Raw genomic sequence first — 21,192 nt, 5'->3', positions numbered from 1 at the left:
TCACTCATCTATTTGACGTGTTTCTGTTCAGTTTTCAATGTTCAGGCCACTCGGCTCTCGCTGAGTGCTCACTTATATTATCATCACCTCTCCTCTTTGTAAAGCATTTTTGTCTAATTTTTTTAAAAAATCTCTCAGATCACCATTTTGGGCTATTTAAAGCGATATTCAGAGCCTATTGCTTGCTTTTTTATTCTTTATTATAAAATAAAAAAAGATGGAGAATCATCTCCACCTTAATTTATGTCATATTACTTTACTTCCATGACTTTCTGGCCATTGTAAGAACCACAATGTTTGCATACTCTGTGTGGTAAAGTGAATTCACCACATTCAGGACAAACGATAACAGTAGGTGCTGTTAATTTGTCATGTGTTCTTCTTTTGTTTCTTCTTGTACTAGATACTCTTCTAAATGGTACTGCCATAAGTATTACCTCCTCTTATTCCTTGTTCTTAAAATAATCTTTTAGCTTTGCTAGCCTTGGATCAATAGGATTGTCTTCTTCATTCGCATGAACATCTGACTCATCAAGGACTTGCCAGCCTTTTCCAGTGCGCGTTAGTTCAGCACCTTCCTTGACAACTCTCATTGGTACTACCATCATGATTTCCTGGAATACCACAGGTGTCAAATCGGCTGTGTCTTTCTTAGCCTCAATGACATCCTCATCTTCGTCAGGCTTGTAAAAGGCAAAGATTTCTGTTTCGTCTAGTTCAAACGGATACTCCACCGGTTCCGATGAAATAGCACAAGGAACAATCATAGTGCCTTCAACGTGAAGTGTTACATATAATCTTTGATCAGCTTCAAAGAAGTGACCGTGACCAGAAACCCTCACACTGTCTTTCAATCCATTGATTTGAGATAAGTTATAGAACATTTCTTTTGGAAATGTAAGACTCTCTTCGAAATCAAATTGTCCATTCTTTTGTTTAATTAGCCAATTAAGACTCCACTTCAAGATTATCACCTCTATAACTCGCATAACACATTATATAGAAGAAGTTTTTGTAAGTCAATGGAAAGATGAACAAATTTCCAATGATAATTTCTTTATTTTTTTATGAGTCATGTTAAACTATTTTTTGAGGTGATTTTATGAAAATATTAGGCATTGTCGCTGAATACAACCCATTCCACAAAGGGCACCTTTATCATTTAAAGAAGGCCCAGGAAATAGTCAAACCAGATCTTACAATAATAGTGATGTCTCCTCAATTTGTACAACGTGGAGAACCAGCAATTATATCTAAATGGATCAGAAGTCGCATAGCTATTGAAAGTGGTGCAGATATCGTTATCGAACTGCCAACAATCTATGCTGTAGAAAGTGCTGACTACTTTGCTAAAGGAGCAATGACCCTCCTTCATGAAATGGGCATTACCGATTTACTCTTCGGAAGCGAAAATGGTGATATTGAACAATTTATTGAAATTGCCAATACTATAGAAAATCATCAGGAACAATACAACACTGCCATCAAAAAAGCTATGGATCAAGGTCTGCGCTATCCTGATGCCTGCAACCGTGCTCTATCTTTATTATTAAATAAAGAAGTAAAAACCCCAAACGATCTGCTTGGCTTAAGCTACGTTAAAGAAATCATTCATAATCATTATGATATAAGGATGCACTGCATCAAGCGTACAAATGATTATCATGAAGAAAAGCTTCAAGAGATTGCCAGCGCAACATCATTAAGAAAAGCGCTGCACGCCCATATCGATGTCTCATCACAATTACCGGGTTATCAATATTATAAAGATGAACATCTCTATAGCTTCTCAGAATTTTTTCCTTATCTAAAATATGCGATCTTATTTAATGAGCAGCTTTCCTCTATTCATCTTGTAGATGAAGGAATTGAAAACCTCTTAAAAGATACAATAAAGAAAACTGATAATATGGAAGATCTCATCAATAGATTAACATCAAAAAGATATACACGTTCTCGTATTTCGCGCATGCTTGTACATATCTTATTAAATAATAAGAAAGAAGACGTTTCCGCCATGATGCAAATTGACTATATCCGCCTCTTAGCTTTCTCTAAAAAGGGACAACTTTATATTAAGGAACAGAAAAAACGAACTGATTTTAAGATCATTGCTAATATTTCTAAACATCAGCATCCCTCATTAACCTTAGAATATAAAGCTGCTACACTTTTATCACTTATATATGGTAACGCTCATACTGAGATTTCTTCGATACCATATCATCAATAACAAAAGGACATTCCTGGGGAAGGAATGTCCTTTTAATAAGGCAACTTAATGAGGAGTATTGGATAAATGAACGCGATTTTCAAATTCATCAATTACCTTATTTACATTTTTACGACCTCTATAAAAACCAAGCCCAAAGGTTAAGGTCGAGAGTACTCCCACAAAGACAAGCAGATAACCGATGATTGCAATAATCAGAGATGCTGAAGCATACATATAAGCAAGCAGCACACCAATTGTCGAGATGAGGAAGGATAAACTGAGCCAGCGCTGTACGTTCTGTAGCATATGTTTCTGATAAGCAATCTCTTCCATATAGGCGTTGTATAATCTCTTGTCCATGTTTGAATCTCCTTATTATTAATATTTTAAACCAGGATTGAAGAATCCACAGAGTACTCCTAAGAATGCGATAACAACTAATAATAACATAACCTTGATAGGTGAAATGTTCTTTTTAGCCATTAACCACCAGCAGAATACGATGAATACACCAGTAAGTAAACCAGGATATACACCATCTAACTGATTCTGTAAATTTAAGTATTCTTTACCATTAGCATTTTTTAATGAAATAGCAGTAGTGATAGGTACCCATGATGCAGCTACCGCACCAATAACCATAGCACCTAAGCATCCAATTGCTTTTCTTAATGAATTTCCAACTGGACCAACTAAGAATTCTACAGCTTTTCCACCTAATTCATAACCTTTATAGTATGCAAACTTCATACCAAAGTAAGCAAGTAAGTTCCATACAACAATGTAGAAGATGGCACCAATTGGGCTACCTCCACTTGAAAGACCCATTGATACACCAAGAAGGATTGGAATCAATGTACCTACGATTAATGAATCACCGATACCAGCTAAAGGACCCATTAACCCTGCACGTAAACCGTTGATAGTTTCGTCATCAACTTCACCAGACTGATTAGCACGTGCTTCTTCTAAACCAGCAGTGATACCAACAACTAATGCCCCAATCTGAGGTTCAGTGTTGAAGAATGCTGTATAAGTATTCATAGAACGTTTCTGATCTTCTTTGTTGTCATAAAGATCTTCAACGATTGGTAACATAGATGCAAGATAACCGAATGTCTGCATATGTTCCTGAGTAAAGCAAGTTAAGTTACCATAATACCAATGATGGAAGGAACGAGATAACGCCTTTTTACTAATTTTCTTTTCCATAATTAAATGTCCTCCTCTTCTTCATCATCGATGGCATCTACAGCAACAGTTTTTCTCTGTTTGATCATTTCTAATTCATAGTAGATAACCGCAAAGATCATTGCGATGACTGTACAAGAAACTAAGTTTAATCCTAAAGATTTTGCAAGAGTAAATCCTACGAAGAATGGGATAAAGTCTGTAGCTTTTTCTACAATCTGTTTTAATAAGATAGCAATCCCGACACATGGTAATAACTGACCAACTGTGAATAGTGTTCTCATTGGAATACCATCCATTGGTAAAGCTGTCTTTAATGCAGTAACGGCATCTGCACCGAAACGGCATAATAATAATGTAGGAATAAATGAGAATAAGAAATGTGAGATCCAAGGTAATCCCCAGTCTACTAAATATACTTTATGGAAATCTTCATTTTCGATAGCCTTCCATCCAATGTGCTGCCATACCAAGTTTAATGTAGCAGTACCATAGAATAATACTGTACCTAATGTACCTACTAGAGTACCCATTGAAGTAGCCATGCTCTTTGCATTGCCAGATAATGGATCAATACCCTGAGATTTAATAGCAACCATTGCAAGTGGAATACCGATATAAGAGATAGCTCGTACATCAGCTGAAACTGTTCCACCAGGTGTTACTAATGCGATGTAAACAACCTGTAATGCTAAACCACAAATAATACCTAATCTTAAATCACCTAAGATAAGACCACACACAAGTCCCCCTACTAAAGGACGCCCTAATGTGTAGTTACCAATAGATGTACCACCTAGACCTGGCATAGATGCTAAACAAGCAAATAGACCAAGCAAAGCAGCCTGTAACCAACTAATTGTCATAATTTTTCTCCCTTTTCTTTAATTTTATGTTAAAAGCCAAATTTTCCTTTGAAGTCATCCCATGTACCAATAGATACATCAGGAACTAAAGAAAACTTCACTTCATAACCAGCTTTACTGATAGCTTCAAAAGCTTCAGCTTCTTCCTGAGTAATAGACTGATTATTTCCTAATTTCACAGCACCAGGTCTATCATTACATGGACCAACAATTACTGTTTTTACATCTCCAGGAACAAATCCTTCATCCACAAGTAATTCTTTCATATCAAGTGGGTTCTTAGTAATTAAGAAATATTTATCTTTACTATTTGTAACCTTTTCTTTAACATCTTTAAAATGTTCTTTAGTCCATACAAAAGTCTTCTTATCAGAAGCACTCTTATATGCCTGTTTTAAAACTGTATTTGATGCTGCTGCATCATTAACTGCGATAAGTCCTGTACAAGGATATTCCTTAGACCATCTTGTTACTGTCTGACCATGAATCATACGGTCATCAATTCTTACGAAACTAATTGCCATTTTTATTCTCCTTAAATATCGTCTTCTTCATCAGCATCTTCTGCTGTTGCTTTAAACTGCTGTAAAGCAGTAGTTGCTTCACTTACAAGTGTTGTTGCCAACGCATCTCCATCAAGTGCATCTTTCATAACTGCGGCAGTTAATGCCATAGGTAAATTCATTCCCCCAACAACTACAGTTGATTCCAATCTGTTCATTTCACCTAAAACATCTAATGCAGTAGTTAATGGTGATCCACCAATAATATCAGCTAACAATACCATTTCATCTTCGGCCTGAATTGGTGAGATTGCTTCTTTGAACACATCTCTAAATTCAGCTGCAGACTTTCCGTTTTCTAAACCAGTCGCAATAACTTGGTCCATCTTGTCTCCTGCAAACATTGCAAGAGAAGATTTTAATCCAGCCGCAAAACCGCCATGACTAACTAATACCAAATATTTCATTATCTCTCTCCTCTCATGTTGTACCTATATTCTATACAAGAATGAAAGCGCTGTAACGTATCAAACGTCATGAAGTGTTGATGATATTTATCATGTTAGTATGTGACATTTGTCATCACGAAAAAATTGATTATTACATCAAAAAAAGCAGTCATTTGACTGCTTTATAATAACTTTTGAATATTCTGATGAATTTGTGATAGATCAGCATCCAAGCTGTTGTTAGCTAATGAAAGGGTTACAAGATAATCTGCTACTTCCATGGCACGAGCATACTTCTTAAACTTAGGATACGCAATTGTCTGCTCCATGATTGTATTAATACGCTGTGCTGTCAGTTCACTTGATCCAAAACCATTTCTCTTAAATAGATTATCAGTAAAAGAATCATTCATGACCTCTCTTACCGGTGAAGCACCCTGTGACTGTTCTAGAATCAATTGCTGAACATCTGGATCACTGCAGATCATTTTCAAAAACTTCCAGGCTGACTGCTTATGATTAGATCGAGATGATAATCCAATTAAAGCTGTTTTCATCTGATAGGCCGCATTGCTAGTAGAAGTAGGCATAGAACGACAGTTCCAGCTGAAGGTAGAATACTTGGCTACACGATAAGGATAAGGCTTATAAGTTCTATATTGTGCCAATGTCATTGGCATAAAGGCTACCTTCCCTTTATCAAAGTCTTCTGAGCTTACTTTTATATTCTTATTAAGGTGTGTGATCTTACTTAACATCGCAAACGCTTTTTTTACCTTTGATGAATTAAAATAAGATTTTGTTCCTTCTTCATTAAATAAAGAAATTCCATATCCCGCGATAACATCTTTCCATGTATAATCACAGACTCCAAATTGATCTAATACTCCATCATGATCTGTATCCTTAGTGATTTTATTGCACATGTCATAGAATTCTTCGATAGTCCAATGATCTGGTATCGTAATTCCTTCTTTTTTTAATATGTCCATATTAACGCACATCATCACTGGATTACTAGAAAACGGCAAAGCGTATACTTCATGATTGACAACGCCAGCATCAATAGCTGAATCAAAGAAGATATTGGTATTAAAACGATCTTCTTTTACAAGTCTATTAAGATTATCAAGTGCACCTGTACTTAATAATAAGTTAAAGTCATCATCTGGTACGACAAATACATCCGGCTGTTTTCCTTGAACAATCAATTCTGATAACCAGGAAGAATAATCAGACTTGGCAATACCAGGTTCATACTTCACCTTAATTGTAGGATTCTCTTTTTCAAAATTCTTGATAATACGATCAAGCAGCTTATAGCTAGTAGGATCAGGCACATCCCAGGGACTTCCTACATACGTTCCTAACGTGATCGTAATGACACGTTCTGGATTATTCCAATAGATAAATGAAGATAAACAAGCTAAAGATATAATCCAGATAACGATCGTTTTCTGATGACTTTTGATCATATTAATCATCAGGAATCTCCTTCATAGTTACACCAGTCTGCACAGCCCATATAGCAAGCTGAGTACGATCTCGTAAAGAGAGCTTAGATAAGATATGAGAAAGATAGTTTCTGACAGTCCCTTCTGATAAGAAGAGCTTAGAGGCAATCTCTTTATTTGATAAGCCATTGCCGATTTGCTGAATGATCTTCCATTCCATTGATGTAAGATCATCACAATTATGTTCATCTACCTGAATTGTATAATTGGACTGTGCCATTTTAGAGAAGAGCTTAAAAACCTTTGTCGCAATATCTGGGTTGATCATAGCTTTCCCACTATGAATAGTCTTGATCGCATGAACAAGTTCTTCCATCGATACCCCTTTAAGAAGATAACCTGAAGCACCATACTTTAAGGCACTGAAGACAAAATCATCATCATCGAATGTTGTTAAGATAATAATCTTGACTGAAGGATATTTCTCCTTGACTTCTTTAGTACAGACAACGCCATCCATACCTGGCATACGTATATCCATAAGAATAACATCGGGCAATTCTTCCTTGATAGCATCGAGGACTTCAAAACCATTTCCTGCTACTCCTGTTAATGATAAATCAGGCTGTGTGGATAATACAATCTGAAGAGATTCTCTAATAAGAGCCTGATCATCTGCTATTAGTACTTTTATCATTTTTATCCTCCCCTTTTACCTTAGGGATCATGGCCATTGTTCTAAATCCCTGATCTCCTATATATTCTACACTCCCGCCAATCATGGCAAGACGTTCTTTCATTTGTTTTAAGCCATAACCATATGTAATATGTTCTGAACCAATACCATCATCCTGAATGATAATATAGTAACACTGTTCTGTATTGAACAGATTGATTTCTACATTTTTAGCATGACCATGTCTTAAAGAATTCGTAATTGACTCCTGAATCATTCTGAAAAGAATATCTTCTTTCGTATTATCGAAGTCAATATAATCCCACTCATAATAAAGTGAAATATTCAATTTAGATAGTTCACGATATTCATCAATCATCTTTATGATTGCATCCTTAAGAGTACGATCTTCCAATGCTCCAGGACGAAGTTTATTAAGTGAACGACGAACATCACCGATTCCTTCACGGATAACACCACTGACTATCTTTAACTGCTGTTTAGTACGATCTACATCACTATCAATAAGTACAATACAGGCATCTACACCTGCTGCAATACCCGTCAATGCATGACCCAAGGTATCATGAATTTCCCTGGCAATTCTCTTTCTTTCCCTGTCTTCCGCTATTTTTTCAGTTAAGGCAACATAGCTGTTTAATTCTGTATTAACTTGGGATACCATATCTAGTTCCTCTTTGATATGACTCTGTTCATCCAAAGATGTAATCAGGTAAGTAATCAAGAATAAAATGAAGAGCACCATATTCAATGAATCAATGAAACTTCTAAAGAAAGAAATAGTCACTCCAGTAGCACGGGGCATAAAGCGAATATAGACATCAAGAGAAGGCATCTTCATGATGGTAGAAATCAATGAATAATTTGAAAGCAGCAACATGCCAAAACTTATTCCTAAAAACCATAGCCAATACTTATTATCTCTTGCATTGTAGATAATATCCGCAAAGACAAACAGTATGATTCCATTATAACAATCATAAAGCAAATAGAGAATTGCCATCATCAATATCATCTCTATGAAGGTAAGAAGATCCTTGCTGACACGATGCTTTTCTTCTAGATCAATTCTAAAATACATCACCAATAACAAGATGCTAAAAGAACCTACTGACGCAAAAAAGGTATAACCCGGTGAACGAGGAATACTGCCGATACTTTCAATAAGTGAATGTGATAACCCATTAACTACAATATATTTTGTAATAAAAAGGAACAAGAACGCATTGTAGATAACTGCCACAAAATTTAAGAGAATCAAAGATTTTCTAAATAATCCTATATGTCTGTCATTAACCGTATCCATTATTGCCACCCCGATAAATCATAATCTGAAATATTATTTTTGCCAACAAGTGATACTGGCACGATAACCTTAGCTGACACATTCTTCTTTTTTATTAGACGATAAGCATTATTGGCAGCTTTCTTCCCCATCATCAGCGGAGACTGTGCCGCTGTATAATAGCGTCCATTTGTATCATTGATCAGTTTCTTCATATCCGGTGAACCATCAACACTATAAACCATGAATGATTGACGACTCTTCGCTTCTTCAATAGCTGCCAACGCGCCTAGTGCACTAGGATCATTCAAGGCCATCAGGACATCAAAATGAGAATGTCTTTCAATCATGGCCTTCATCTTAGGCATCGCAATTTCTGTCTGGCCAGAACAATCTTCTCGATCAATAATCTGATATTCAGGATGATTCTTGATTGTATCAGTAAAGCCTTTAATACGATCGACAGCTGACAAGGCTGCGAGATGTTCTAGCAACAGAATCTTTGCACTCTTAATATTTTTCATCATATCTTTAGCACAAAGCACACCAGCGTTATAGTTATCAGAAAGGATTGTACAATCTACAAACTGTTCTTCTTTTAACTGACTATCTACTACAATGATAGAAATCCCATTTCTCTTTAGCTCTTTTAAATTATTGATGATTCTATCATCATTACCATCAACAGGATTGATAATCAACACGTCAATATGCTGCTGTTTAAAATGATCTAATTGTTCTAATTGCTTTTCAACACTCAATAATGGATCTCTTGTAATAAGAATATCATTATGTTCATCAGTAATCTTTTTTACTTCTTCATGTATAGCATCATAAAACGTATTATTCATTGTCATATACGTCTCCCCTATACGATGCTGATGAGCATGAATAGGATTGTTTACCACAAAGGCATAAAGTCCTGCTGTTATTGCTATTACAAAAGATAAACCTATAAGCCCACTTCTCTTCTTCATGACATTCCCTCTCTTCTTCTCATTATTATACGTCATTTTTTATTATAATCATTATAAAAGATAAAGAAAATGGCTCTATGTTCAAAAAACTAAGGATTTCTCCTTAGTCTTTATTTCCAAATATCAGTTGTATGAGGATTCTTCTTTAAAAAAATAACACCACCTATTACAAGTATAAAAAGCAATGTCACCATAAGTGAACCTTCTACCCCAAAACTTTTCGTATAAGCAATTCCATCTCTTGCACTTGTAAGTTTAAAGATAGAATATCGCATCTTGATACCGCTGTTAGGTAATCCAAAAACAATATTTTGAAGATAATTCCATGTTGTATGAGCGCCCATAGCCATCCAGAGGCTATCAAAATGATAGACCATCAAAGAAAATACGATACCTGCTAAAAGAATATTGATTGCAGATAATATAGTCACACCTGAATTAGAAAAATGAAGCAGTGCAAATAATAAGGCATTCCCCACAATTGCAATAATAGGTTTTTCATATTTCTTTAACAGCTTCTGATACAAATATCCTCTACAAATCAATTCTTCACCAGAAGATTGTACAAAGACACATAATAATACCAAGAAGGCTTGAATAAAATTAAATCCTTGATACTTTATGACTATATCTTTATTCATAAGTGAAACAAGAACACATGCTCCATTTAACACAATACCAACAAATAACCCAATAACAAAGTTCTTTATATTATTACCTTTTACATACGTCCCAATGCTCTTGTATAAGGGTCTATTGTTTTTACGCATAAACCATAATAAACCCATGACCCAAAGACCAATACTTGATAAATAGCTAGCACCCGTTTCAACCCATGCAGGCAATGATGATAAAACGACATCCACATTACTATAATTGGTTACATTTAAGCCAAAGGCCACGTAACTTACTACAATTAAACTCACTATAATGACACCAATAATGCTTCCACAAATAATCTGAAATATTGTTCCTATGGTATATCCCATAAAACTATCTGTTATTTTCTTAAATAAAGTATTCATATTCACCTTTTTCATCAATAATAAACGAGATGTGTGTTCAATAAAAATATATTACAATCTATGTCTTACTTAATACATAATTATATTCTATCAATGTTAATGTTTTCATTCAATTTATTAATTTGTAAAAAAAACTAAGGGTTTCCCCTTAGTTTTACTGTCTTAATTTTGCATGGAATGCTTTTTCTACTGCAGAAAGAACTTTATCCATTGCTTCATTGATTGTCTTTTCATCCAATGTACGTTCTTCATCCTGGAACATCATAGAAATAGCAACTGATTTCTTGCCTTCTTCTACATGTTCACCTTCATAGACATCAAAGATTGTTGTGGATTTAAGAATCTTAGATGCTCTAAAGATTGTTCTTTCAATTTCAGATGCTGGTACATCTTTATCTACCACTAAAGCAATATCACGATCAACTGATGGATACTGTGGCAATGATGTAAACTTGATCTTGCTTGAACGCATTGATAATAATGCAGTTAAGTTAAGTGTAACAACATAAGTATCATTGACTTCATACTTCTTCGCTTTAGCAGGATGAATCTGTCCTACTAAACCAACAATTGTTTTACCAACTTTAATGTAGGCACTTCTACCTGGATGATAATCTTTATTGTCAGCTTCTACTTTTTCTAAAGTATAACGACTTGGTTCAATGTTTAATGCCTTAAATAGTGTTTCAAGAATTCCTTTGACAACATAGAAATCAACAGGTGTCTTTTCACCTAACCAAGGTACATCTACATAATTACCGCTCATCGCAATAGCTAATTCAGAAATTTCTTTATCCTGTGCTGAGTAAGTGTTGGCAATTTCGAAGATGTGTACATCTTTAATAGCATGATCATTATTATATTTGATAACTTCTAGAAGATGAGGAATAAGTGATTTTCTTGTGACACTTCTTTCTTCACCTAATGGCCACATTAATTTAACTTGATCATCAGCATTATGGAAAAGATTGAAATCATTTTCTTTAGATGGTGATGTCAATGTGTAAGTTAATGTTTCATGTAGACCTAAATGAGCAAGCATATGTCTCATTAATTTTTCTTTAGACTGCTTATCTGTCAATAAGCCCTGTGTCATTGACATTTCTGGCAATGTAGAAGGAAGGTTATCATAACCATATAATCTTGCAACTTCTTCAATCAAGTCAGCATCCATTGTAATATCATTACGATATGATGGTACGACTACATCAAAGTTACCTTCATTTAATGTATAAGTGAAACATAGACGATCAAAGACGTTCTTGATTTCTTCTTCTGTAAATGAAGTACCCAATAATCCATTGACTCTTTCTACGCTTACTTCTACATGTTTTTCTTCTTCATTGTATTGTGTAGCAACAGTTTCATAGATGTCTTCTGCTTCAGCATACTGTTTTAATAAATCAGCACAGCGATCTAATACATGTAATGAATTCTTTGTATTGATAGCACCTTTAATGAAATGCTGAGAAGCATCTGTCAACAAGTTAAGACGTCTTGCGCTCTGACGAAGCTGTGGACCATCAAATGTTGCTGCTTCAATAACGATATTCTTTGTATTTTCATCAATCTTAGTTGAGTCAGAACCCATGATACCAGCGATGCATCCTACACCACCATCAGTTGATACGATAACATCTTCTGCTAATAATTCGTAGTCTTCCCCATCTAGCATCTTGTATTTACCAGTAAATCCAGTCTTTACAACAAATTCCTTGTTAGTTAATTTGTCATAATCATACATATGAATAGGCTGACCTGTTTCTACCATGACAAAGTTAGAGATATCAACAATGTTGTTGATTGGCTTAATACCACTTGATAATAAAGCATTCTTTAACCATGCTGGAGATTCTTTTGTAACAACACCTTTAACAAGCTTTGCCCCAAAGAATGTACATAGATCTGTTTCTACATCAACAGTGATATCGCTCTTCTTTTCTTCGTATTTAGTAACTTCAGGTAAAGTAACTTTACGATCTAATACAGCCGCTACTTCATAGGCTAATGAAATCATAGCCATACAGTCACTTCTATTTGGAGTTAAACCAATTTCTAAAATGAAATCATCTAATCCTAAATAAGATAATGCTTCTTCTCCAACTGGAGCATCTTCATCTAAGACATGAATTCCTGCTTTATCTTCATCACTTAATAATCGCTGATCCGCAATCAATTCTGCGATTGAACAGATCATTCCGTTTGATTCTTCTCCTCTGATCTTACCAGCAGAAATCTTTCCACCGTTAAGCTGACATCCTGGTAATGCCACAATGACCTTCTGTCCTGCCTTGACATTAGGTGCACCACAGACAATCTGTGTAACTTCTCCAGGTGCAATTTCAACCTGGCAGATATGAAGATGATCACTATTTGGATGATCAATACATTCTTGTACATAACCAACAACAAGCTTTGTACCTACTGCTAGTTCATGATGTCCTTCTACTTCATGACCAATTCTCGTAATCTTTTCTGCTAATTCTAGAGGATTCTGGTCGTCAACTTTTACATAATTATTTAATACTTTTAAGCTTGCTTCCATTTTACTACCCCTTTCTTGCAAACTGATTCAAGAATCTTAAATCATCATTATAGAAATCTCTAATATTATCAATGCCATACTTTAACATGGCTACACGTTCAAGTCCGATCCCGAATGCAAATCCCTGATATTCTTTTGGATCAAATCCACACATTTCCAATACATGTGGGTTAACCATACCAGCACCAAGAATTTCAATCCATCCAGTACCTTTACACATAGCGCAACCTTTTCCACCACAGTTACCACATGAGATATCTACTTCTACACTTGGTTCAGTGAATGGGAAATAAGATGGTCTTAATCTAATTTCACGTTTTTCACCGAATGTTCTTTTCGCAAAGAATTCAAGTGTTCCTTTTAAATCTCCCATTGTGACGTTCTTGTCAACAACAAGACCTTCACACTGAGCAAACTGATGTGAATGAGTAGCGTCATCATCATCTCTACGATAAGTCTTACCAGGACAAATAATCTTGATTGGACCTTTTCCTTTAGCCTCTAATAAGACATGTGCCTGAACTGGTGAAGTATGTGTTCTCATTAATGTGTTTTCATCAATGTAGAATGTATCCTGCATATCTCTTGCAGGGTGTCCTTTAGGCAAGTTCATCAATTCGAAGTTATAATGATCAGTTTCAACTTCAGGACCTTCAGCGACTGTATAACCCATACCTAAGAATAATTCTTCGATATCTTCCTTTACCATAGTAATAGGATGAAGTGATCCTGTTGGAAGTTTTCTAGCAGGCAATGTCACATCGATATCTTCTCTTTTGATACGTGCATTCATTTCTGCTTCTTCAAGATTTTCTTTCATTGTTTCAATAGCTTTCGCAATTTCCTGCTTAGCTTTATTTGAAACCTGTCCAAAAGACTTTCTTTCTTCAGGTGCCATATCCTTCATGGCTTTCATTGCTTTCTGAAGTGGACCTTTCTTTCCTAAGAATGCCACTCTTAATGCATTAAGTTCTTTAAGATCAGCAGCCTCATTGATTTTCTCAAGAGCTTCTTCTCTGATTTTTCTTAAATCATCCATTCAAGTTCCTCCTATAAAATAAAAAACTCATTCCTAATAGGAACGAGTTGCTCGCGGTACCATCCTAATTCATAGAATATTTCTATGCACTTAATTTCACTGTAACGTAGCGCATACGGCGGGGATTGGCCGCACTCTGAGGTGAATGCAATAGCTTCTGGCAAGAAGATTTCCAGCTTAACTCTTCCTCTCTGTTGCTTTTCACTATCTATGTTCCTCTTCATAGTGTTGTGAATATTATACCTAAAATGTTTTTTAGATACAAGTCATAATCATTAAAAAAAAGCAAGACCAGCTTGCTTTTCTTAAAGTATATAAGGTACAAAAATCGTAAGACCAATGATCGCTGCAGCGATTGCGATAATCAGTACTGCTCCCGCAGCCGCATCCTTCGCAACCTTTGCGAGAGGATGAAATTCCGGTGAGACTAAATCTACAATAGCCTCAATGGCTGTATTGATAATTTCTAGTGAAAGGACACCTGCAAAAAGCAGAATGCAGATAAGCCATTCGGTCTTGGTAATATGAAAGATGAATCCGCATATGATCACAAGGATCATAATAAGAATATGAATTTTCATATTGCGTTCACTTTTGAAGGTATTGTAAATACCTTCAAAGGCGTGAAAAAAGCTTTTCATTATCGACTGTTTCATTAATAGAATCTCACTTTAAATGATTTTTCATGTTTTGATACGGGAATATCTTTTTCTTCAATGTTTTCAATGGAGATAAATGGTTCTTTTGAAAGACGTAATACAAACTGATTAACATCCATTGCCTCTCCTTGCACTTCTGCTTCAACACGACCATCAAACAAATTCTTACACCAGCCAGTCAATCCTAATGAAGCTGCGATTGTCTGACAGCGAAATCTAAAACCAACACCTTGTACGGTTCCACTAAAATAGTAATGTCTTCTAATCATTTTATTCACCTCTGAATTGGTACATGATGACTCCTGCCGCTACACCGACATTGAGTGATTCCATAGTATGAATTGGAATAAAAAGTCTTTCATCACAAAGATCCAGCATTTCCTGTTTCATGCCCTGTCCTTCATTACCCATAATAAAGGCCATCTTTTCTCTTGATGATATTTCATTCATATCACGTGCATCTCTTAGACTGCTGCCGACCACAAAGATACCTTTCTTTTTTAATTCAGGAATAATCACTGAAAGATCAGCTCTGATGATATCCATCATGAAGACAGCCCCCTGAGTTGAACGTAGGGTTTTATCATTATAAAGATCACAGCTATCTTTTGACAAGATAACCTGATCAAATGAAAAAGCAAGCGCTGTTCTTATCATTGTGCCTACATTTCCTGGATCTTGTACTCCATCAAGAATAAGGAATCTTTTTCCTTCTTCATTTAAAATATTCTTTTTCTTGCGACACACTGCCATAAATGGCTGTGGTGTTTTTGTGAAAGAAAGTTTTTCCATGACATTCTCGCTCACATATTCTACTAAAACATCACTCTTGTAGTTTGTATCAGTAGTAATGATAGTCTCTACGACACCAGCCTTTAAGGCTTCCTGTGTCATATGGCGACCATCCACAAGAAATAATTCCTGTGCGTCACGTTCTTTCTTTGTCTTTAGTTTCATCCAGTTCTTAACTGTCTTATTGGTAAGAGATGTAATCATACATGCGTCTCCTTTAATGCATTTTGTCTTATAAGATAATCTGGCATACGCATCGCTAATTCATGATAGAACCTTTTTGAATGATTGGCTTCTATAAAATGAGTAAGTTCATGCATTATGACATAATCTATAAGTTCTTTCTTAAGATGAATAAGCGATAAATTAAATGATACTTTATTCATCTTATAAAAACAGCTACCCCATCTTCCCTTATACTTCTTGATTTCTATTTTTACATGATCCTTTGAAAATAATGGTAAAGAGGCTTCTATCTTCTCATTAAGATATTGATAAAGCAGTTCTTTTGCAAATTGTTCAAATGCTCCCTCTACATTTCTAGAATAAACATAAAGCTTATCATCATGGATGCGACATATCTTTTTACCTAGATCTCTAATGACAAGTTCATACTTTTTACCAAAAATATAGACATAGTGATCTTCTACTGAAAGATATGGTTTATAGCTCTCCATTGATTTTATCAGCTTTTCTTTATTCTTTTGAATCAATGAGTCTATTGTCTCTATAGATGTATAATATGGAGCAGACACAATCAGTTGACCTGCTCTAACTTTTACAATAATAGAACGCATCTTTTTAAATGTAACTGTATAAGGATATTCTTTATTATTTAAGATAATACTCTGTTTCATATCTCTCATTATATAGAAAATACAAAAAAAAGAAAGCCACTAAGGCTTTCGATTTAATAAATTAGGGAAGGCTTCAAGCAGACGCTTATAAGTATGCCCATCAATTGTAGGCAAGCCTTCTTTTTTCTTTTCCATAAGTTCAAATAGCTTTTCTCTAGTAAAGCCACGTTCTTCTAGTTCTACCTGAAGCTTTTCTGCTTCAATACGTAATCTCTCTGTAACTTCTTCTATATGATCTCGAAGTTTTAACATTTCAATGCTTGTCATAGTGAAGTCTAGTATAAAGATTGTCAAGAATACCGTAGAAAGAACAATCAGTGGAATCAGCTCAATGTTTGTTAATTCATCGTAGATAATACCATTACTGAACTTTACTGAAACAACTGAGAATAATCCAAATAGAAGGAAACCAGCAAGACAGATTCGACCATTAAGGTTAAATTTCATTCTAGAGTAGTCCCACCATCTACGGTGAAAGATCTTTTCCATAGCCCATGATGTAATATATTCAAGCAAGCATGCTACAACTGCTCCTTCAATAAAAATAGAATACCATTTTTCTGATGAAGAAAACAGCAAGAAAACAATGATGGCACCTACTCCATAAATAGGTACATAAGGGCCCCTTAAGAATCCTGAATTATGAATTCTTTTTCCTGACAATAATGGTAGAATCAATGATTCCCAAAGCCATCCACAAAAACTATATAAAATAAAAGCTATAATTAAAAAACAATTATCGCGATACATATCTTCTCTCCTTTGTTTATATAATATAGCTTTATTTTATTAATTCAAGAAAAAAAGAATGCTTGCGCATTCTTTTATGACTCAATGGTATATTCTACATTGATATAATGTTCAGGATTACGTTTAGTAACAACTTTCACTTTTCTTGGTGTATGGTCACCGACAATCTTAGACAATTTACGATCCACCAATTCACAAACTTCTTCTGGCATCACGGCTTTACCATCAATAGTTTCTCTAATCCAATTATTCAAGAGCTCATAACTAAAGACGTGTCCAGTATTATAAAGTTTTACATAAATGTCCATTGCATATTTCTTTGATGTGTCATAACAATAGACAGAAGTTGAAAGTGTTAATTCGTTTTTCATAAAAAAGCCTCCTTCTATACTTTTATTATAAATCACAAGAATATAGATGAGGATGAAATCATCAAATTATGAAAAAGAAATTATATCATAATGAATCTCTTCATTATCATCGTTAACATTGTCCACATAAAACGATGAAAAAGCAAGAAACTCATCAGCTTGAAATAATCTTACTTCCCCTTCTCCTTCAAAGAAGCGATATTGAACATGAAAACAGTCATCCATTTTCTCATAGTAGACCATCACTGCTTTCTTATCACATTCATGCAACAGCTTCTCAAAATATTGCATTAAGAATAAATAATCCATTTTTTCCTCCAAAGCAAAAGAAGTCCCGAAGGACTTCTTTTATTTATTTTGGTGCGTATGCAAAGTATACGATGAATAAGATTGAAAGTAACCAAACAATCCAAGAAACATCTTTTGCTTTTCCGCTTGCAATCATACCAGCAGCATAAACAATGAAACCAGCTGCGATACCGTTAGAAATTGAGTATCCTAAGATCATGATGATTACAGTTACAAATGTACTTGCAGCAATAACCATATCATCCCATTCAACACCTTTAAGCTGCTGAGCCATCATAATACCAACTACAACTAATGCTGGAGTAGTAACTGAAGAAGTGATGAATGATAATACTGGTGAGAAGAATGATGCTAATAAGAATAATACACCAGTAGTAACTGCAGTTAAACCTGTACGTCCACCAACACCTACACCTGAAGCTGATTCAACGAATGAAGTGATTGTAGAAGTACCCATAACTGAACCGAAAACTGTACCGATTGAGTCAGCTAATAATGCTTTTTCAACGTTTTCTAATTCACCATTTTCTTTCATAAGATTTGTTTTACCAGCAACCGCAACTAATGTACCAGCTGTATCAAAGAAATCCACGAATAATAATGAGAAGATAGCTGCCCAGCACTGTGGATGAGAGAATAACTCTTTGATACCATCAAAGCAAGCACCTACTAAACTAAAATCAAAGTTGATTGACATAACACCAGTGTAATGTGGCATTTCTTTAATTCCTGTAAATCCCATAACTGTACCAATGACAGCAGTGATTACTAGTCCAACAAAGACTGCAGCAGGAACTCTAAGAATAACTAAAACTAAAGTAATGATGATACCTAATAGTGCAAGAAGAACTTTAGGATCAGAGAATGTACCTAAACCTACAAATGTTGAAGGTGAAGCTACGATAATGCCAGCGTTTTTTAAACCAACAAAGGCAACGAAGAAACCAATACCAGCACCGATTGCTAATTTAAGCTGTACTGGAATAGCATTAATGATCATTTCACGAACTTTAGTCACAGTAATTAAAATGAAAATTAAACCAGAAACAAATACGCATGCAAGAGCACCTTTCCATGATAAGTGCATCTGTGCAACAATTGTGTAAGCGAACAATGCGTTTACACCCATACCTGCAGACAAAGCGACTGGATAATTTGCTAATAATCCCATGATAATACATGCAACACCTGATGCAATTGTAGTTGCTAAGAATACCCCATTCTTAGGCATGCCTGCATCACCAAGAATCTGTGGATTTAGACCTAAGATATAAGCCATTGCTAAGAATGTTGTTAAACCAGCAATAAGCTCAGTTCTTACAGTCGTTCCGTTTTCTTTTAACTTAAAGAACTTTTCCATATATTTGTTTTCCTCCCCTAATCTTAATGAAAACACAATGATTATACATAATAGTTTTAACAATTTCAATCTTTTAAGAAAGAATAAAAAAAGTAACAGGTTACATTCCTGTTACTTTTCCATTGAATCAATTACTGTTGACTCTAACAATGCAATTGGTACATTCCCATTAGCCACCAATGCCTTATTGAAAGCCTTGTTGGTATACTTGTCACCCAATTTTGATTTCATGTTTTTCTGAATATCCTTAATATACATATAACCTAAATAATAAGGACACATCATAAATGGAGAATCAAGCATCTGATTATAAAGGGATGAAACTTCTGTAAATGAGAGGTTCATCTGGTAATCACTCCATAATCTTTTGACATCAGTCTTGCTATAGGAATCATTGTGAATACCAATCATGCTTAAGATAACCAATGCATATTGAAGATGCTGTTCTGCAAGAAGAATATCTTTTACATCACTATCAATATGAGGTGCATACTTATAGGCATAATCCTGAACATATGTCGCATAGCCTTCAGCGTAGCCAAGATAGCTTACTGTATAAAGAATTTCTGGTCTCTTCAACATTCGAGCATAATTGAACTGATACATATGACCTGGGATACTTTCATGGGCAAGTGTAGAATAGGCATCCAATGAATCCTTAGATTGTGTACTGTTTTCATTTACACGAATAATATTTGTTTCCTTGCCATCCAATGTTGGATTGACATAATAAGCCAATGTCGAAGATGAAGCATTGGACTGATCCATCGCAGAGATTTCATAGTTGATGTGATCAAGTTTTTCAAAGTCTTCCTGATAACGCTGCAATAGATCCTGAATAACACTTCTGTATGTTCTTAATCCAGTAGATTTAGAAGCAGTAATCTTATAATAGAGTTCAGCATTTAAATGACTTTGAATATAATCGCTTGACTGTTTAGCTAATGCGATTGCTTTTTCTTTCATTTGAGATAGACTATCATCTACGCCAAGGATACTTTGAACACGTGCTTCAAAGTAGGATTTGCCATTCTTTAATTCTGATAATCCACTCGCATTTTTAGAAGTGTTCTTATACTTAAGCACCGCTTCTTTTACAAGCTTAAAGCCTGGATACAATGATTTCTCATAAGCCTTCTTAACATCTTCACCATATTTTTCTTTCTTTTCATCTGATAATGAGAAAGAGAATGTTCTTTTATTAAATGAAGAGACAAGCCAAGAAGAAGTCATAAGCTTATTTAATGATTGAAGATATTCAGAAGAAACACGTGAACTCATAAAATAGCCTTCTTCACTTTGTTTCTTTAAATAAGCAACTGCCTGTTTACAATAATCAATCCCTGACTCAATAAGTTTTATATAATTCTTAATATCATTCTCATTATCAAAACGGAATTCAAGTAGTGAAGTGGCCATATTTTCAGTGAATGAATTATTTGGATCACAGATATTATCCATATATTCATATTTATCATCGTCCATCTTTACTTGATCTTCATAAGTTCGATGAAGAATCTTGTAGTAAGTTTTATCTGAACCACTTAATGAATCTTTGTAGCTTTCTAATGTCTTTAATCTTTTTTTATAATTAATGTTTTTATCATCAATATTACCAAAGCTGATTTTCTTCACTTTAATGTCATATTTCTCTGGATGTATAAGACTGCTGTGCATTGTTAAATAATCATTTTCCATATCTTCTACAAAAATCTGACGAAGATATTGATGAAATGATACTTTCTTATTTTCTTGTGGCTGACTTGAACATCCTACAATAAGAAATACTGATATTATTAGTAATAGAATCTTTTTCATAATATTCTCCCTTTTATAAAGAAAGCTATG

At 34.8% G+C, this 21,192-nt stretch carries 24 protein-coding genes and 1 other annotated feature; of the genes, 1 reads left to right on the top strand and 23 read right to left on the bottom strand.

The genetic code is table 11. The features are described 5' to 3' along the window. Positions 1-251: 251 nt before the first annotated feature. Together rpmF and J6L95_RS09130 are read right to left on the bottom strand one after the other, a co-directional pair. Positions 252-428, bottom strand: a complete 177-nt coding sequence (gene rpmF, locus J6L95_RS09135) for a 50S ribosomal protein L32 (RefSeq protein ID WP_029070964.1) — start codon at positions 426-428, stop codon at positions 252-254. A 15-nt stretch (positions 429-443) separates the two neighbouring features. Beyond that, the gene (locus J6L95_RS09130; RefSeq protein ID WP_236700999.1) at positions 444-974 is read right to left on the bottom strand and encodes a YceD family protein; all 531 of its coding nucleotides are present in this window, start codon (positions 972-974) and stop codon (positions 444-446) included. 128 nt (positions 975-1,102) lie between these two features. Between J6L95_RS09130 and J6L95_RS09125 the strand changes: the two genes are divergently transcribed. Continuing rightward, positions 1,103-2,233: a nucleotidyltransferase gene (locus J6L95_RS09125; RefSeq protein ID WP_287458904.1), complete on the top strand. Its 1,131-nt coding sequence runs from the start codon at positions 1,103-1,105 to the stop codon at positions 2,231-2,233. Between the two features lie 45 nt (positions 2,234-2,278). Here the strand turns inward: J6L95_RS09125 and J6L95_RS09120 are convergent, their stop codons facing one another. The 21 genes from J6L95_RS09120 to J6L95_RS09020 all read right to left on the bottom strand — a co-directional run bounded on the left by J6L95_RS09120 (position 2,279) and on the right by J6L95_RS09020 (position 21,162). Then, positions 2,279-2,575 carry a DUF202 domain-containing protein gene (locus tag J6L95_RS09120; protein WP_287458903.1) on the bottom strand — a complete coding sequence of 99 codons (297 nt, stop codon included), beginning with the start codon at positions 2,573-2,575 and terminating at the stop codon, positions 2,279-2,281. An 18-nt stretch (positions 2,576-2,593) separates the two neighbouring features. Beyond that, the gene (locus J6L95_RS09115) at positions 2,594-3,427 is read right to left on the bottom strand and encodes a PTS system mannose/fructose/sorbose family transporter subunit IID (RefSeq protein WP_202969250.1); all 834 of its coding nucleotides are present in this window, start codon (positions 3,425-3,427) and stop codon (positions 2,594-2,596) included. A gap of 2 nt (positions 3,428-3,429) precedes the next feature. Beyond that, the gene (locus J6L95_RS09110) at positions 3,430-4,272 is read right to left on the bottom strand and encodes a PTS mannose/fructose/sorbose/N-acetylgalactosamine transporter subunit IIC (RefSeq protein WP_029070959.1); all 843 of its coding nucleotides are present in this window, start codon (positions 4,270-4,272) and stop codon (positions 3,430-3,432) included. A 29-nt stretch (positions 4,273-4,301) separates the two neighbouring features. Next, positions 4,302-4,796, bottom strand: coding sequence for a PTS sugar transporter subunit IIB (locus J6L95_RS09105; RefSeq protein WP_029070958.1), 495 nt, complete (start codon positions 4,794-4,796; stop codon positions 4,302-4,304). A gap of 11 nt (positions 4,797-4,807) precedes the next feature. Continuing rightward, positions 4,808-5,242 (bottom strand): PTS sugar transporter subunit IIA, encoded by a 435-nt coding sequence (locus tag J6L95_RS09100; RefSeq protein WP_287458901.1) that lies wholly within the window; start codon positions 5,240-5,242, stop codon positions 4,808-4,810. A gap of 164 nt (positions 5,243-5,406) precedes the next feature. After that, positions 5,407-6,708 (bottom strand): ABC transporter substrate-binding protein, encoded by a 1,302-nt coding sequence (locus J6L95_RS09095; RefSeq protein ID WP_287458900.1) that lies wholly within the window; start codon positions 6,706-6,708, stop codon positions 5,407-5,409. Further along, a complete protein-coding gene (locus J6L95_RS09090) occupies positions 6,701-7,375 on the bottom strand; it encodes a response regulator transcription factor (protein ID WP_287458899.1) in 675 nt (224 codons plus the stop codon). Before J6L95_RS09090 ends, J6L95_RS09095 begins: the two co-directional genes overlap by 8 nt. After that, the gene (locus J6L95_RS09085; protein ID WP_287458898.1) at positions 7,350-8,681 is read right to left on the bottom strand and encodes a sensor histidine kinase; all 1,332 of its coding nucleotides are present in this window, start codon (positions 8,679-8,681) and stop codon (positions 7,350-7,352) included. Before J6L95_RS09085 ends, J6L95_RS09090 begins: the two co-directional genes overlap by 26 nt. Beyond that, complete coding sequence (locus J6L95_RS09080) at positions 8,681-9,637, bottom strand: sugar ABC transporter substrate-binding protein (RefSeq protein ID WP_287458897.1); 957 nt, start codon at positions 9,635-9,637, stop codon at positions 8,681-8,683. Before J6L95_RS09080 ends, J6L95_RS09085 begins: the two co-directional genes overlap by 1 nt. 110 nt (positions 9,638-9,747) lie before the next feature. Further along, on the bottom strand, positions 9,748-10,662 hold the full coding sequence (locus J6L95_RS09075) for a CPBP family intramembrane glutamic endopeptidase (RefSeq protein WP_287458896.1): 915 nt from the start codon (positions 10,660-10,662) through the stop codon (positions 9,748-9,750). 154 nt (positions 10,663-10,816) lie between these two features. After that, on the bottom strand, positions 10,817-13,207 hold the full coding sequence (gene pheT, locus J6L95_RS09070; protein ID WP_287458895.1) for a phenylalanine--tRNA ligase subunit beta: 2,391 nt from the start codon (positions 13,205-13,207) through the stop codon (positions 10,817-10,819). A gap of 4 nt (positions 13,208-13,211) precedes the next feature. Continuing rightward, the gene (pheS, locus tag J6L95_RS09065) at positions 13,212-14,246 is read right to left on the bottom strand and encodes a phenylalanine--tRNA ligase subunit alpha (protein WP_029072815.1); all 1,035 of its coding nucleotides are present in this window, start codon (positions 14,244-14,246) and stop codon (positions 13,212-13,214) included. A gap of 35 nt (positions 14,247-14,281) precedes the next feature. Beyond that, positions 14,282-14,479, bottom strand: a binding site (T-box leader). A 72-nt stretch (positions 14,480-14,551) separates the two neighbouring features. Beyond that, positions 14,552-14,887, bottom strand: a complete 336-nt coding sequence (locus J6L95_RS09060) for a diacylglycerol kinase family protein (RefSeq protein ID WP_287458905.1) — start codon at positions 14,885-14,887, stop codon at positions 14,552-14,554. 14 nt (positions 14,888-14,901) lie between these two features. Further along, positions 14,902-15,174 carry an acylphosphatase gene (locus tag J6L95_RS09055; RefSeq protein ID WP_287458894.1) on the bottom strand — a complete coding sequence of 91 codons (273 nt, stop codon included), beginning with the start codon at positions 15,172-15,174 and terminating at the stop codon, positions 14,902-14,904. Between the two features lies 1 nt (position 15,175). Beyond that, on the bottom strand, positions 15,176-15,901 hold the full coding sequence (locus tag J6L95_RS09050; RefSeq protein ID WP_287458893.1) for a TrmH family RNA methyltransferase: 726 nt from the start codon (positions 15,899-15,901) through the stop codon (positions 15,176-15,178). Continuing rightward, a complete protein-coding gene (locus J6L95_RS09045; RefSeq protein WP_287458892.1) occupies positions 15,898-16,554 on the bottom strand; it encodes a M48 family metallopeptidase in 657 nt (218 codons plus the stop codon). The genes J6L95_RS09050 and J6L95_RS09045 overlap by 4 nt, the downstream gene beginning before the upstream one ends. A 39-nt stretch (positions 16,555-16,593) precedes the next feature. After that, on the bottom strand, positions 16,594-17,304 hold the full coding sequence (locus J6L95_RS09040; protein WP_287458891.1) for a putative ABC transporter permease: 711 nt from the start codon (positions 17,302-17,304) through the stop codon (positions 16,594-16,596). 74 nt (positions 17,305-17,378) lie between these two features. Beyond that, complete coding sequence (locus J6L95_RS09035) at positions 17,379-17,675, bottom strand: hypothetical protein (RefSeq protein WP_029070945.1); 297 nt, start codon at positions 17,673-17,675, stop codon at positions 17,379-17,381. A gap of 66 nt (positions 17,676-17,741) precedes the next feature. Continuing rightward, entirely contained in the window at positions 17,742-17,984 is a 243-nt protein-coding gene (locus J6L95_RS09030) for a hypothetical protein (RefSeq protein ID WP_287458890.1), read from the bottom strand. Positions 17,985-18,027: 43 nt separating this feature from the next. Further along, positions 18,028-19,344 carry an NCS2 family permease gene (locus J6L95_RS09025; protein WP_287458889.1) on the bottom strand — a complete coding sequence of 439 codons (1,317 nt, stop codon included), beginning with the start codon at positions 19,342-19,344 and terminating at the stop codon, positions 18,028-18,030. Between the two features lie 111 nt (positions 19,345-19,455). Continuing rightward, a complete protein-coding gene (locus J6L95_RS09020) occupies positions 19,456-21,162 on the bottom strand; it encodes a DUF885 family protein (RefSeq protein WP_287458887.1) in 1,707 nt (568 codons plus the stop codon). Positions 21,163-21,192 lie beyond the last annotated feature (30 nt).

This window comes from Kandleria sp. (genome assembly GCF_017934775.1).
In the GTDB taxonomy this organism is placed as follows: domain Bacteria; phylum Bacillota_I; class Bacilli_A; order Erysipelotrichales; family Coprobacillaceae; genus Kandleria; species Kandleria vitulina.
This window is presented reverse-complemented; position numbering and strand designations above follow the sequence as displayed.